Source organism: Streptomyces sp. NPDC040405, from assembly GCF_055595765.1.
Map to the genome: position 1 here is coordinate 1 of NZ_JBVIVI010000001.1, position 13,591 is coordinate 13,591.

At 69.2% G+C, this 13,591-nt stretch carries 14 protein-coding genes; 5 read left to right on the forward strand and 9 right to left on the reverse strand.

Going from position 1 to position 13,591, the window contains the following annotated elements; genetic code table 11:
* Positions 1–462 precede the first annotated feature (462 nt).
* Complete coding sequence (locus ACZ59A_RS00005; protein WP_470951440.1) at positions 463–1,143, reverse strand: DNA-3-methyladenine glycosylase; 681 nt, start codon at positions 1,141–1,143, stop codon at positions 463–465.
* Positions 1,144–1,323: 180 nt separating this feature from the next.
* Between ACZ59A_RS00005 and ACZ59A_RS00010 the strand changes: the two genes are divergently transcribed.
* A complete protein-coding gene (locus ACZ59A_RS00010) occupies positions 1,324–2,106 on the forward strand; it encodes a sporulation protein (RefSeq protein WP_470951443.1) in 783 nt (260 codons plus the stop codon).
* A 74-nt stretch (positions 2,107–2,180) separates the two neighbouring features.
* On the opposite strand, the gene ACZ59A_RS00015 is transcribed toward ACZ59A_RS00010, so the two are convergent.
* Positions 2,181–2,525 (reverse strand): barstar family protein, encoded by a 345-nt coding sequence (locus tag ACZ59A_RS00015; protein WP_470951446.1) that lies wholly within the window; start codon positions 2,523–2,525, stop codon positions 2,181–2,183.
* A gap of 87 nt (positions 2,526–2,612) precedes the next feature.
* Between ACZ59A_RS00015 and ACZ59A_RS00020 the strand changes: the two genes are divergently transcribed.
* Positions 2,613–3,152 (forward strand): YbhB/YbcL family Raf kinase inhibitor-like protein, encoded by a 540-nt coding sequence (locus tag ACZ59A_RS00020; protein WP_470951449.1) that lies wholly within the window; start codon positions 2,613–2,615, stop codon positions 3,150–3,152.
* A 104-nt stretch (positions 3,153–3,256) separates the two neighbouring features.
* Positions 3,257–3,760, forward strand: a complete 504-nt coding sequence (locus tag ACZ59A_RS00025) for an HNH endonuclease (protein ID WP_470951451.1) — start codon at positions 3,257–3,259, stop codon at positions 3,758–3,760.
* Between the two features lie 115 nt (positions 3,761–3,875).
* Here the strand turns inward: ACZ59A_RS00025 and ACZ59A_RS00030 are convergent, their stop codons facing one another.
* The 3 genes from ACZ59A_RS00030 to ACZ59A_RS00040 form a co-directional block, all read right to left on the reverse strand.
* Positions 3,876–4,844 (reverse strand): SPFH domain-containing protein, encoded by a 969-nt coding sequence (locus ACZ59A_RS00030; protein WP_470951453.1) that lies wholly within the window; start codon positions 4,842–4,844, stop codon positions 3,876–3,878.
* A 138-nt stretch (positions 4,845–4,982) separates the two neighbouring features.
* Positions 4,983–5,408 (reverse strand): NfeD family protein, encoded by a 426-nt coding sequence (locus ACZ59A_RS00035; RefSeq protein ID WP_468056308.1) that lies wholly within the window; start codon positions 5,406–5,408, stop codon positions 4,983–4,985.
* 107 nt (positions 5,409–5,515) lie between these two features.
* A complete protein-coding gene (locus tag ACZ59A_RS00040) occupies positions 5,516–6,307 on the reverse strand; it encodes an ABC transporter ATP-binding protein (RefSeq protein WP_470951456.1) in 792 nt (263 codons plus the stop codon).
* 110 nt (positions 6,308–6,417) lie between these two features.
* On the opposite strand from ACZ59A_RS00040, the gene ACZ59A_RS00045 reads away from it, so the two are divergent.
* Positions 6,418–7,221 carry a hypothetical protein gene (locus ACZ59A_RS00045; RefSeq protein WP_470951459.1) on the forward strand — a complete coding sequence of 268 codons (804 nt, stop codon included), beginning with the start codon at positions 6,418–6,420 and terminating at the stop codon, positions 7,219–7,221.
* Positions 7,222–7,318: 97 nt separating this feature from the next.
* Here ACZ59A_RS00045 and ACZ59A_RS00050 read toward each other — a convergent pair whose 3' ends face one another.
* The 3 genes from ACZ59A_RS00050 to ACZ59A_RS00060 all read right to left on the reverse strand — a co-directional run bounded on the left by ACZ59A_RS00050 (position 7,319) and on the right by ACZ59A_RS00060 (position 9,491).
* Positions 7,319–7,546: a chaplin gene (locus ACZ59A_RS00050; protein ID WP_470951461.1), complete on the reverse strand. Its 228-nt coding sequence runs from the start codon at positions 7,544–7,546 to the stop codon at positions 7,319–7,321.
* Positions 7,547–7,684: 138 nt separating this feature from the next.
* On the reverse strand, positions 7,685–8,341 hold the full coding sequence (locus ACZ59A_RS00055; protein WP_470951464.1) for a response regulator: 657 nt from the start codon (positions 8,339–8,341) through the stop codon (positions 7,685–7,687).
* On the reverse strand, positions 8,334–9,491 hold the full coding sequence (locus ACZ59A_RS00060) for a GAF domain-containing sensor histidine kinase (protein WP_470951467.1): 1,158 nt from the start codon (positions 9,489–9,491) through the stop codon (positions 8,334–8,336). Before ACZ59A_RS00060 ends, ACZ59A_RS00055 begins: the two co-directional genes overlap by 8 nt.
* Positions 9,492–9,939: 448 nt before the next feature.
* On the opposite strand from ACZ59A_RS00060, the gene ACZ59A_RS00065 reads away from it, so the two are divergent.
* Positions 9,940–10,683, forward strand: a complete 744-nt coding sequence (locus ACZ59A_RS00065) for a transglycosylase SLT domain-containing protein (protein ID WP_470951470.1) — start codon at positions 9,940–9,942, stop codon at positions 10,681–10,683.
* A 96-nt stretch (positions 10,684–10,779) separates the two neighbouring features.
* Here ACZ59A_RS00065 and ACZ59A_RS00070 read toward each other — a convergent pair whose 3' ends face one another.
* Positions 10,780–13,428 (reverse strand): ABC transporter ATP-binding protein/permease, encoded by a 2,649-nt coding sequence (locus ACZ59A_RS00070; RefSeq protein ID WP_470951474.1) that lies wholly within the window; start codon positions 13,426–13,428, stop codon positions 10,780–10,782.
* Positions 13,429–13,591: the final 163 nt, after the last annotated feature.

The window sequence follows — 13,591 nt, forward strand, 5'->3', positions numbered from 1 at the left end:
CGGTCGAAGACCGTATGGACGGGGTATCAACATATCTGGCGTTGACTTTTAGCACGCTGTTGAGTTCTCAAGGAACGGACGCTTCCTTTGAAACCGTATCACCGGTCTCTCCGGGCTTTTCCCTCCGGTGCCTTCCAGCCTTTCGGCTTTCCGGCCTTTCGTGTTTCCAACCTTACCAGATCCGTTTTCCGTTCCGTTTCCGGTCCGAATTCCGTTTCCGGCTCCCCTGTTGGAGCGGGGTGTTTCGCGCCTTCCGGCGTGTCCACCACTTTAGCGAATTTCCCGCTCAGCTCCTAATCGGAGCCCCGGGGCATGATTTCGCGCAGCGAAATAGAGCCCTGCTCGGGAAGTTTCAGTAGTGGTTGGCCACCTGGGGCTACTGGGACCCGACCTGCTGGTCGCGCCGACAGCGCTGCCCGTCTCAAGCGGCTCGGGCTACGTTAGGCCCCCGGCCGACCGGAGTCAAGTTTCCACCTGACGGGGCGTCGGGCCACGGCGCCTCGGGGTGTGTGCCCGGTACGGGCTGACCGAGGGGTCCCCGTCGATCCAGAAGCGCCACGGATGGGTGGCGCCCTCGCCGCCGACTCCCGTGCGGGGTCCGCTGAGCACCTGTTCGGGCCGGGCGGGGCAGCCCGTGATCATCTCCAGCGGGGCCCGCGGGCCCGCGCACACATCGGTGCCGTCCAGTCGGCGGTCGACACCGAGTGCCGTGGCCAGCCGGGCCGGGCCCTTGGCCAGTTCGTGGGTGTTGCGCGCCTTCGGCCGACGCTCATGGGCGTGCTCGTGTCCGTACAGCACCTCCCCCGCGCGCAGCAGTACCCCGCTCGGGGAGCCCTCCGGTCCGCAGACCAGGTTGAGGCAATGCCACATGCCGTAGGTGAAGTAGACATACGCATGACCCGGGGGGCCGAACATCACGGCGTTGCGGTCGGTGCGGCCCCGGTACGCGTGCGAGCCGGGGTCGGCCGGGCCCGCGTACGCCTCGACCTCGGTCAGGCGCAGCGCGATCGGGCCCTCGGGGGTGCGGCGCACGAGGGTGCGGCCGAGCAGGTCCGGTGCGACCTCCAGGACCGGTCGGTCGAAGAAGGCACGGGGCAGCGGCGCGCGGTCGGGTCCATCGGTCGGTTCGGCTCCGTCGGTCACGCGGACCGAGCGTAGTGGAATCGATGGACACCGGTAGTTGGAGCCGGGCCGGTCCACTGCGAGGGTATGACCTGCGGAACCGTCGACGGCCGTTCCGCGTATCTACTGTTCAACAGCGTTCGATGCGATCCGGTCATGGCGCGAAAGCGTCGGCGCGGATGCGTCATTGAGAGGGAGAACATGGGCTTCAAGAAGCTGCTCGCGAGTTTGGGTGCCGGTGGCGCCTCGGTGGAGACGGTGCTGACCGAGGAGAACGTCGTCCCCGGGGGCGTCGTACAGGGCGAGGTCCGGATCCAGGGGGGCTCCGTCGCGCAGCAGATCGAGGGGCTCTCCGTCGGCCTTCAGGCCCGGGTCGAGGTGGAGCGGGACGACCAGGAGCACAAGCAGGACATCGAATTCACCCGGCAGCAGCTGGGCGGGGCCTTCGAGGTGCAGCCGGGTGCGGTGCACGCGGTGCAGTTCGGCCTGGAGATCCCCTGGGAGACTCCGGTCACGACGTTCCTGGGGCATCACCTGACGGGGATGAACGTGGGCGTGACGACGGAGCTGGCGATCGCGCGCGCGGTGGACTCGGGCGACCTGGATCCGGTCAATGTGCATCCGCTCCCCGCCCAGCAGGCGATCCTGGACGCGTTCGGCGCGCTCGGCTTCCGGTTCAAGAACGCCGACTTGGAGAAGGGGCACATCCGCGGGACGCGCCAGAAGCTGCCCTTCTACCAGGAGATCGAGTTCCACGCGCCGCAGCAGTACCGGGGGCTCAACCAGGTCGAGCTGTCCTTCGTCGCGGACGACCGCGAGATGGACATCGTCCTGGAGATGGACAAGAAGCCGGGTCTGTTCAGCTCGGGGAGCGACTCGTACCGGTCCTTCACCGTCGGCCTGGACTCCTACCAGGAGACGGACTGGGCCGCGTATCTGAACCAGTGGCTCGCCGAGGTGGGCGGCAAGCGCAACTGGCTCTGAGCCCAGGCCGGTTCCGGCCTCACACGATTCCCCGCGGGGCGTGCGCCGAATGCGTTCGGTGCGCGCCCCGCGCGCTATGCGTCGGGGTCGTCGTCCGGGCCGTCTTCGTACCAGATGGTCAGCGGTGTGCCGTGGGCCGACCAGTACGTCACGGCGTCGCTGAGGATGTCCGCCGCGATCGCCGCGGCATCGGGTGCCGCGTCGCGGAACGCGTTCCAGCCACGGACCCGGAGCAGATAGCCGCTGGGTTCGGCGTCCTCGCCCCACCAGGAGAGGTCGGTGAGGCAGTCGGCGAGTGCGTCCCAGTTGTGCCCGTACCAGTCGGGGAAGCGCAGGTCCCGGGCGCAGCGCTCGAGGAAGCCCGCCTTGTCGGACACGCCGTCGAGGTGCAGGGGGAGGACTGGGGTCGGGCCGGTCATGGGCGCCATGGTGCCAGCCCGCGCCCGTCCGGTCTCGTTAGGCTGGCCGGACAGCTGATCAACCACGATCATCAGGAGGTTTTCGACGTGTCCGATCAGAACCGGCGTCCGCTCCCCCATGACTTCCATCCGCCGGTGCCGTCGTTCGCCGTGGTGAGCGACGATGTGGCCGCGGGCGGCGCGCTGCCGTCCGCCCAGGTGCACGCGGAGGGGAACACCTCGCCGCAGCTCCGCTGGGAGGGTTTCCCGGAGGGGACGAAGAGCTTCGCCGTCACCTGCTACGACCCGGACGCGCCGACCGGCAGCGGGTTCTGGCACTGGGTGCTGTTCGACATTCCGGCGACCGTGGCCGAGCTGCCCGCCGCGGCGGGCAGCGGTGGCTTCGCGGGGCTTCCCGAGGGTGCCGTGCACGCCCGTAACGACTTCGGCACCCGGGACTTCGGCGGTGCCGCGCCGCCGCCCGGGGACGGGCCGCACCGCTATGTATTCACCGTCTACGCGGTGGACACCGAGAAGCTGGGCCCGGACGCGGACGCGTCGCCCGCGGTGGTCGGCTTCAACCTGCGGTTCCACACGCTGGGCCGGGCGCAGCTGATCGGCGAGTACGAGGTGCCGGCGGCGGACTGACGCCCCGAAATTGCGTTGTCCTCGGCCATCCTCCCGGCCAGAGTTGATCCCGGCCCGCCCGTCACGGAGCGGCGGGCGCGGCCGGGATGCGGGAGGTGGTCGGGATGCGCGAGACGCTGGTTCTGAACGCGAGCTTCGAGCCGCTGGCGACGGTGACGCTGCGGCGTGCGGTGGTGCTGGTCCTCCAGGAGAAGGCCGTCGTCGAACGCGCCCATCCCGGGCTGCGGGTGCGCGCCGCGGAGGTCGACCTTCCGGTGCCCCGGGTGATCCGGCTGTGCCGTTACGTACGGGTGCCGTTCCGAAGACGCGCTCCGTGGTCGCGGCGCGGGGTGCTGGTGCGGGATCAGCACCGGTGCGCGTACTGCGGGCGGCGGGCGACGACCGTGGACCATGTGCTGCCGCGGTCGCGCGGGGGCGGGGACACCTGGCTCAATACGGTCGCGTCCTGTGCGGAGGACAACCACCGCAAGGCGGACCGGACTCCGGAGCAGGCGGGGATGCGGCTGCTCAACTCGCCGTTCGAGCCGACGCCTTCGGATGCGCTGCTGCTGGCGCTGGGGGCGGTTGAGCGGGACGCGCTGCCGGAGTGGCTGGCGCTGCCCGCCTGAGCCGACCGGAGCGGCCGGACATGCGAAAGGGCCGGTACCCCGCGGGGTACCGGCCCTTCGGCGTCGGCCAGTGGATCCGTAGGCCCGTCGATTCGTAGGCCAGTCGATCCTTAGGTCAGTCGATCCTCGGCTGCTCGCGGCGCGGGGCGGCTTCCTTGCCGGTGCCCGACGGAGCGGCCGGGGCGGAGCCGCCGCCGTTCCCGCCGCCCATCGGGTTGAAGTTGCCGAAGGCCCCGCCGAGGCCCTTGAGGGCGTCGCCGATCTCGCTGGGCACGATCCAGAGCTTGTTGGCGTCGCCCTCGGCGATCTTCGGCAGCATCTGGAGGTACTGGTAGGAGAGCAGCTTCTGGTCCGGGTCTCCGGCGTGGATGGACTCGAAGACCGTGCGGATCGCCTGGGCCTCGCCCTCGGCGCGCAGCGCGGCGGCCTTGGCCTCACCCTCGGCCCGCAGGATCGAGGACTGCTTCTCGCCCTCGGCGCGCAGGATCTCGGACTGCCGGACACCTTCGGCCTGGAGGATCGCGGCGCGCTTGTCACGGTCGGCGCGCATCTGCTTCTCCATCGAGTCCTGGATGGAGGTCGGCGGCTCGATGGCCTTCAGCTCGACGCGGTTGACGCGGATGCCCCACTTGCCGGTGGCCTCGTCGAGGACGCCGCGCAGCGCCGCGTTGATCTCCTCACGGGAGGTCAGGGTGCGCTCCAGGTCCATGCCGCCGATGATGTTCCGCAGGGTGGTGACGGTCAGCTGCTCGATCGCCTGGATGTAGCTGGCGACCTCGTAGGTCGCGGCCCGGGCGTCGGTCACCTGGTAGTAGATGACGGTGTCGATGTTCACCACCAGGTTGTCCTGGGTGATCACCGGCTGCGGCGGGAACGGGACGACCTGTTCCCGCAGATCGACGCGGTTGCGGATCGAGTCGATGAACGGGACGACGATGTTGAGGCCCGCGTTGAGCGTGCGCGTGTAGCGGCCGAAGCGTTCCACGATGGCGGCACTGGCCTGCGGGATGACCTGGATCGTCTTGATGAGTGCGATGAAGACGAGCACCACCAGGATGATCAGGACGATGATGATCGGTTCCACAGCGGCTCCCCGTGCCCTTCATGCGTGCTTCTGGATGATCGGGATGATCAGGTCCGGTCTTGTGGGGTGGAGTCTGTCAGATCGACGGCCGACTCCGCAGCTGAGCAGGGTGGCGCTCAGCTCTTGGCAGTACGACGTCTACATGACGATGGCGGTGGCACCGTCGATCTCGACCACGTCGACCTGCTGGCCCGGTTCATAGCTCTGGCCTGGGTCGAGCGACCGGGCCGACCAGATTTCGCCCGCCAGCTTGATGCGGCCGTCGCCGCTGTCGTCAACGCGTTCGAGGACGACGGCCTGTCGCCCTTTCAGCGCCTCGACGCCGCTGCGCAGCCCGGGTTGCTGACGGCGGCTGCGGACCGCCATCGGGCGGACGACGGCGACCAGCGCGACCGAGACCGCGCAGAACACGATGACCTGGAGCACGACGCCGCCGCCGAGCGCATCGGTGATCGCACCGGCGACCGCGCCGACCGCGACCATCCCGAATTCGGGCATCGCGGTCAGCACGAGCGGAATGCCCAGTCCTACGGCGGCGATCAGCCACCACACCCACGGATCCACAAGGTCATGGTAGTTCTCATGGTCCGTCGGGGAACAGGGCGCAGTTCGGGTTGTCCGGTGTCATGCGCCGTGTTCGAAGCGGGGGTTCAGCTCAGCGGAGGGCGGTTTCAGGTCAGCGGCAGGCCCTGGGCGGTCCAGCGGTCGCCGTTGCGCTCGACGATCAGCGGGAGCCCGAAGCAGCGCGAGAGGTTGCGGGAGCTCAGCTCCATGTCGATGGGCCCGGCGGTGAGCACCCTGCCCTGACGGATCATCAGAACGTGGGTGACGCCCGGGGGGATTTCCTCGACATGATGTGTCACCATGATCATCGACGGCGCGTACGGGTCGCGGGCGAGTCGTCCGAGGCGCCGTACGAGGTCTTCGCGGCCGCCGAGGTCGAGCCCTGCCGCGGGCTCGTCCAGGAGCAGCAGTTCGGGGTCGGTCATCATCGCGCGGGCGATGAGGGTGCGCTTGCGCTCGCCCTCGGAGAGGGTGCCGAACTTGCGGTCGAGGTACTCGGTCATGCCGAGGCGGTCGAGGAAGGCCCGGGCCCGGGCCTCGTCGACCTGGTCGTAGTTCTCCTGCCAGTGCGCGGTCATGCCGTACGCGGCGGTGAGCACGGTCTGCAGGACGGTCTGGGCGCGCGGCAGCTTCTCGGCCATGGCGATGCCCGCCATGCCGATGCGCGGGCGCAGCTCGAAGACGTCCACGGCGCCGAGCTGCTCACCGAGGATCCGGGCGGACCCGGCGCTCGGGTAGAGGTAGCTCGACGCGAGGTTGAGCAGGGTGGTCTTCCCGGCGCCGTTGGGGCCGAGGATCACCCAGCGCTCCCCTTCTTTGATCGACCAGGAGACGTCGTCCACCAGAGCCCGACCGTCGCGGACCACGGATACGTCCACCAGCTCCAGAACCTCGCTCATGAGCGCGTTGTCTCCCATTGCAGTCTCGAGTGTTGCGTGCACCTGTGGGCGCAGCCCCCAGAGGAAAACCTACGCCACGCATTGTCGGCGCCAGTCCTTAGGCTGGTTCCATGCTCGATGAACCACGTTCAGGGCGCCTCGCCGCTTGGGGAAATGCCCTTCTCGCCGGACTTGTCCCGCCGGACGATGCCGCGTATCGGATCGCCGGGGAAGACGCGTCACACCGGGTGGCCGAGCTGCCCGGCGAGTCCGGGCCGGTCGGACTGACGCTGGCGCTGGGGCGGCTGAGAGCGCTCGGTGCCAAGGGGCTGCGGGTGGCGCTGCCGATAGCGGGGCATCCACTGGGGCTGAGCGGGCCGCCGGAGTTCAACGAGAAGGCGCTCGACGCGGGCGAGGCGGTGCTGGCCACGGGGGTGGCGCTGGGCCTGGTGCCCGAGGTGTCGGCGGTGGGACCGGAGGGCGATCAGCACGTCGAGGTGATGTGGCGCTGTCTGCCGGTGCGGGAGGCGCCGCCCGCGGATGTGCCGTCGCTCGGCGAGGCCGAGCGGGAGCTGGCCGAGGCGCTGCGGGAAGCGACCGAGGTGCTGTCCCGGCTGAATGTGGCCGGGTCCGGTCCGGCCGCCCAGGCGGCGCTGGAGGCGTACCGGGCGCGGGCCGAGCGGGGGCGCGAGGTGCTGGCGCCGGGTTATCCGCCGCGGGCTCTGCGGGTGCTGGAGCTGGCGCAGCGGGTGGGCGCGCTGATCTCCATCGCGTACGCACCGGGCGGGGACGGCAAGGATCACGGCGCCGCGGTGAGCGCGTCGGAGATCGCGGCCCGGGCGGAGGCGCTGCGGCCGGTGGAGCGCACCGCGCGGCGGGCGCAGGTGGCGGCGTACAACGCGTATGTGGAGGAGCTGGAGCGGGGCGGTTTCTGACGCCCCGGTCCGGAGTGTCCCGGAGCAGGGGACCGGCCCCGGAGGCGATGGCTCCGGGGCCGGTCGTTGAGCGGTGCGTCTGCCCTGAGGGGACAGCTCAGCAGAAGCTCGGGTTCATCGCCCCGATGGCCGAGATGGTGTTGCAGGAGACCCCCACCGGCACATGGACGGGCACCTGGGCGTTGTTGCCCGACACGACTCCCGGGGACATCGTCGCCCCACCGTCGGCCATGGGACCGTCCTGGGCGGAGGCGACACCCGCACCGGCGACGGCGAGACCGCCGGCCGCAATGGTGATGGCAGCGATCCTCTTGATGTTCTTCACTTCTCAAGACCCTTCGTCCATAAGCGCGTCGCTGCGGCGAATCGCCGCAGTACGCCGTGAAGAACGGCCGGGGGCGGGCGGAGTTGCGCTGTTCGGGTGACATACACACGTTGGTGTGATTGCACGGAGAAACGCTGTTCATGCCCCGATTCCGTGGCGTACCGCCCAGAGTGCGGCCTGAGTGCGGTCGGCGAGGTCCAGCTTCATAAGAATGTTGGACACATGTGTCTTCACGGTCTTTTCGGACAATACGAGCCTGCGCGCGATCTCCCGGTTCGACCGGCCGTCCGCGATCAGCGCGAGCACTTCCCGCTCCCGGTCGGTGAGGGAGCCGCCGCGCCCCTGGCCGCCGCCCTCCCCGTCCTGGGAGAGCAGCGCGTCGGCCACCTCGGGCTGGAGCACCACATGCCCGGCGTGGACGGACCGTATGGCGCTCGCGAGGGCCTCGGGGTCCACATCCTTGTAGACGTAACCGGCCGCGCCCGCGCGCAGGGCGGGGACCACGGTGCGCTTCTCGGTGAAACTCGTCACGACCAGCACCCGGGCCGGGTTGCCGAGGCCGCTCAGCTTGCGCAGCGCCTCGATGCCGTCGACGCCGGGCATCTTGACGTCCATCAGCACGATGTCGGGGCGCAGCTCCTCGGCCCGGGCGATGCCCTCCTCCCCGTCCGACGCCTCGCCGACCACGTCGATGTCGCCCTGCACCTCCAGGAAGGTCCGCAGGCCGCGCCGCACCACCTGATGGTCGTCGACGAGCAGCACCCCGATCGCCGCCCCGTCCCGTCGCTCAGCCACCTGGCACCTCCATCTCGATCACGGTTCCCTTGCCGGGCGCCGACTCCACGGTCAGTCCGCCGCCCACGCCGCTCGCCCGGTCGCGCATCGACACCAGCCCCAGGTGCCGCCCCGCCCGGCGCACCGCCAGGGGGTCGAAGCCGCCGCCGTCGTCGCTCACGCGCAGCAGGGCGCCCTGGCCGTGCCGGGAGAGGGTGACGGCGACCCGCCGTGCGCCGGCGTGGCGCAGCGCGTTGTGCAGGGCCTCCTGGGCCACCCGCAGCAGCGCCTCCTCCTGGGCGGCGGGCAGCGCCCGTACGCCGAGTGCCTCGAAGGTGACCCGGGCGGTGTGGGCCCGGTCCAGGACCTGTATCTGGGTGCGCAGGGTCGCGACCAGGCCGTCCTCGTCGAGCGCGGCGGGGCGCAGCTCCACGACGGCGGAGCGCAGCTCGTCGGCGGCCTCGGCGGCGAGGGACGCGACCTGCTGGAGCTCCTCCTTTGCGCGGGCCGGGTCGCGGTCCACCAGCGCGGTGGCGGCCTGGGCTGTCAGCCGCAGCGAGAAGAGCTTCTGGGAGACGGCGTCGTGCAGCTCATGGGCGAGCCGGGCGCGCTCCCCGGCGATGGTCAGCTCGCGGCTGCGCTCGTAGAGCCGGGCATTGGTGAGGGCGATGGCGGCGTGCTGGGCCAGGATGGCGAGCAGCCCCTCGTCCTCGGCTGTGAAGCCGCAGCTGCCCTCCGGTTTCGCGCATCGCTTGTTCGCCAGGAATAGCGCGCCGAGGACTTCCTCGCCGTCCGCGATGGGAAGTCCAATAAAGTCGGACATGTCCGGATGCGCGGAAGGCCAGCCCTCGAATCGCGGATCCCGCCGGACATCGGCCAGCCGCTGCGGGGTGGCGTCCTTGAGCATCGCCGCGAGGATCCCGTGCTGGCGGGGCAGCGGCCCGATGGCCTTCCACTGCTCGTCGCTGACGCCATCTACTACGAACTGGGCAAAACCCCCGTGGTCGTCCGGGACCCCCAGCGCCGAGTACTCCGCGTCGAGCAGCTCGCGGGCGGACACAACGATTGTCTTTAGGACATCCCGGACTTCCAGATGTCTGCTCATCGCGAGGAGCGCGCCACTCACCCGGGCCAGCCCCGCCCCGGCTCCCACGCCCGGTCCTTTGGTCATGAGCCTCACCGTACCGGCGCCGCGACAGCGGGCGTATCGGCCTTGTTGAGGCGCTTCATTGCGACCTGGGACCTAGGACGAGGGGCGTATCCACAGGCGCCGGAAGGGGTCGTTACAAGGGCCGGAAATTCGGCCACACTCCGCATTTGCGCGGGCACACCTCGCAATATTAAAGACTCTGCAATGTGACCCCTGACACAGGATCCATATCACTTACGAAGGCAGTTAGTGGATGTTTTAACCCGGCATGAGCGGGGACAACGCCTGCTCGCACGGGCAGCGAAGACCTACTTACCCACTAAGCAGCATCGTATGTCACACCTTTGCCACAGCATTTTGCGACCGCTAAGAATTTCCCCCAGTCGCACGGCGCCGTAGATCCAGACACGGCGCACATGGCGCCGATTTGGCCTGCGACACAAAGCGATTGGAAGAGGTCTACTCCGCCATGCCCCTGTCCAGCATCTCCGGCTATCACCGCCTGAACAAGAAGACCAAGTACTCCGCCGCCGGTATCGCCGCGGCCAGCGCTGCCGCCGTAGCCTTCGCGCTCGTCCCCGGTGGCAACGCCGACGCCAAATCGACGGCCCAGGAACTGCCGGCGAAGCCGGTGGCCTTCACCTCGCAGAAGGTCGACAGCAAGGCCCAGCAGGAGGTTCTGCTCAAGCAGGCCACCCTCGCCAGCAAGCAGGCGCAGGTCGAGGCCGCGCAGAAGAAGGCCGCGGAAGCGGCCGCCGCGAAGAAGGCCGCGGCCGAGGCGGCCGCCGCCAAGAAGGCCGCCGCGGTGAAGGCCGCCAAGGAGCGCGCCGCCAAGGAGGCCGCGAGCCGTGCCGCCGCGCGCGCCAAGCTCGCCGCCGCCAAGAAGACCTACCCGGACAACCTTGACGGCTGGATCCGGGAATCCCTCGACATCATGAAGAAGCACGGGATCCCGGGTACCTACAACGGCATCCACAAGAACATTATCCGGGAGTCCGGCGGCGACCCGCGGGCCATCAACAACTACGACATCAACGCCCAGAACGGCGTCCCGTCGAAGGGTCTGCTCCAGGTCATCCTGCCGACCTTCCAGGCGTACCACGTCCAGGGCACGCCCTTCGACCAGTACGACCCGGTCGCGAACATCGTCGCCGCGTGCAACTACGCGGCCGACCGGTACGGCTCCATCGACAACGTCAACGGCCCGTACTAAGCCCGGCGTCCACACGCCGAAGGGCGGCGGCACCCCCTGTGTGCGAGGGGTGCCGCCGCCCTTCGGTGCCTTCGTGCGCGTTCCGCTACGTTGCGGCTACTTGCGCATGACCTCCGGCTCATGGCGGCGCAGCAGCCGCGCCACCACGACCGCGCAGATGATGCCGAGCGCCAGCAGGACGGCCATGTCGATGCTCCACTGAGCGGTGGTGTGCTCCCACAGCGGGTCCGTGTCCAGCGGCTTCTTGCGGTCCCACGGCGCCATCAGATGGCCCGGGCCGGGGCCGAGGTCCAGCGTCGCGCCGACCGCGCCGACCGCCCAGCGGGCGGGCATCAGATACGCGAACTGCTCGATGCCGGGCGATCCGTAGATCTTGAACAGGATGCCGGTGAAGACGACCTGGATGATCGCGAACATGACCAGCAGCGGCATGGTCTTCTCGGCGGTCTTCACCAGCGAGGAGATCACCAGGCCCACCATCATCGAGGTGAAGCCGATCGCGATGATGGCCACGCACATCTCGACGGCCGGCGGCATGATCAGCGCCTCTTCGGGCAGCTCACGGGTCGAGAAGCCGATGGCGCAGATGATCACGCCCTGGAAGGCGGTGATCACGCCGAGCACGATCACCTTGGACATCAGATAGGCGGAGCGGGACAGGCCGACGGCCCGTTCCCGTTCGTAGATCACCCGTTCCTTGATCAATTCTCGTACGGAGTTGGCCGCGCCCGAGAAGCACATGCCGACCACGAGAATCAGGGTGATCGTGCCGGAGTCCTGGTTGAACTGGCCCTTCGGCGCCGGCCTGAAGCCGAAGTCCGACGGGATCACGGTACTGACCGCGCCGAGCACCGCGGGCAGGATCACCATCAGCGCCAGGAAGCCGCGGTCGGACGCGATGACCGACACATACCGGCGTATCAGCGTCCACAGCTGGGAGCCCCAGCTCTGCGACTTCTGCATCCGCGCGGGCGGCGCCTGCACATCGACGGACTGCGGCGCGACGGCGTCGATGTCCGCGGCGTACATCTGGTAGTGCTGCGAACCGCGCCAGCGGCCCGACCAGTCGTAGTCGCGGTAGTTCTCGAACGCCGAGAAGACGTCCGCCCAGGTGTCGTAGCCGAAGAAGTTGAGCGCCTCGTTCGGCGGACCGAAGTAGGCCACCGAACCGCCCGGCGCCATCACCAGCAGCTTGTCGCACAGCGCCAGCTCGGCGACCGAGTGGGTGACCACCAGGACGGTACGGCCGTCGTCGGCGAGGCCGCGCAGCAGCTGCATGACGTCGCGGTCCATGCCCGGGTCGAGACCGGAGGTCGGCTCGTCCAGGAAGATCAGCGACGGCTTGGTGAGCAGCTCCAGCGCGACCGAGACCCGCTTGCGCTGGCCGCCGGAGAGCGCGGTGACCTTCTTGTCCCGGTGGATGTCGAGCTTCAGCTCGCGCAGCACCTCGTCGATCCGGGCCTCGCGCTCGGCGGTCGCGGTGTCGCCGGGGAAGCGGAGCTTGGCGGCGTACCGGAGGGCCTTCTGGACGGTCAGCTCCTTGTGCAGGATGTCGTCCTGCGGGACCAGACCGATGCGCTGGCGCAGCTCGGCGAACTGCTTGTAGAGGTTCCGGTTGTCGTAGAGGACATCGCCCTCGTTGGCCGGACGGTAGCCGGTGAGCGCCTTCAGCAGCGTCGACTTGCCGGAGCCGGACGGGCCGATGACCGCGATCAGCGACTTCTCGGGGACGCCGAAGGAGACGTCCTTGAGGATCTGCTTGCCGCCCTCGACCGTGACGGTGAGGTGGCGCGCCGAGAAGGAGACGTCACCGGTGTCGACGAACTCCTCGAGCCGGTCGCCGACCAGCCGGAAGGTCGAGTGGCCGACGCCGACGGTGTCGTTCGGGCCGATCACCTGGTGGCGGACCGGCTGACCGTTGACGTACGTACCGTTGTGGCTGCCGAGGTCGCGGATCTCGAAGCGGCCGTCGGGCAGCGCCCGGAACTCGGCGTGGTTGCGGGAGACCTGGAGGTCGGAGACGACCAGCTCGTTCTCCAGCGCACGACCGATGCGCATCACCCGGCCCGCGTCCAGCTGGTGGAACGTCGTCGGGCTGCGGTCGCCCTGGCCGGTCCGTGCCTCGCCGGAGCCGCCGGACCCGCCGGGTCCGCCGCCCTGGCCGTTCTGCGCGTGATTGTCGCGCGGGCTCTGCTGCTGCGGTACGAACGGCTGCTGCTGCGGGGGCTGCTGCCACCCCTGCTGCGGCTGTGCCTGAGGCTGCTGGCCCTGCTGCGGCCAGCCCGCCGCGCCGGGCTGCTGCTGATATGGCTGCTGCTGCGGGGGCTGCTGGTACTGCTGCGCCTGCTGCTGTGCCTGCTGGGGCTGCTGCTGCGACTGCTGCTGCGCCTGCTGAGGCGCGCCCATGGCCGCCTGCGGGCTGTACGCGGCGGCACCCGCGCCCGCCCCCGAAACGTTCAGCCTCGGGCCATCGGTGGCGTTGCCGAGATGGACGGCCGCGCCCGGGCCGATTTCCACCTGTTGGATTCGCTGGCCCTGCACATAAGTGCCGTTGGTGCTGCCGTGATCTTCGACGACCCAACTGCGCCCGCCCCAGCGCACCGTGGCGTGCCGCCAGGAGACTCTGGCGTCGTCCAGCACCATGTCGCCCTGTGGGTCACGCCCCACGCTGTATGACCTGGTTGGATCAAGCGTCCAGGTCCGTCCGTTCAATTCCAGTACGAGTTCCGGCACTCCATGCCCCACTAGTTGTCCCCCGAGCTACCCCCTGTCAGGGAGTCTAGGGATGGCGAACATCGTGAGGAACTATTTCAGGCTCAGCCGCTTAACCGGAAGTCGGGTTTAGAGCAAGACGGCAACTCGGGCATGTTGGTTCATCCGGAAAACCCCAGAAAGCGCTAAGCGCGCA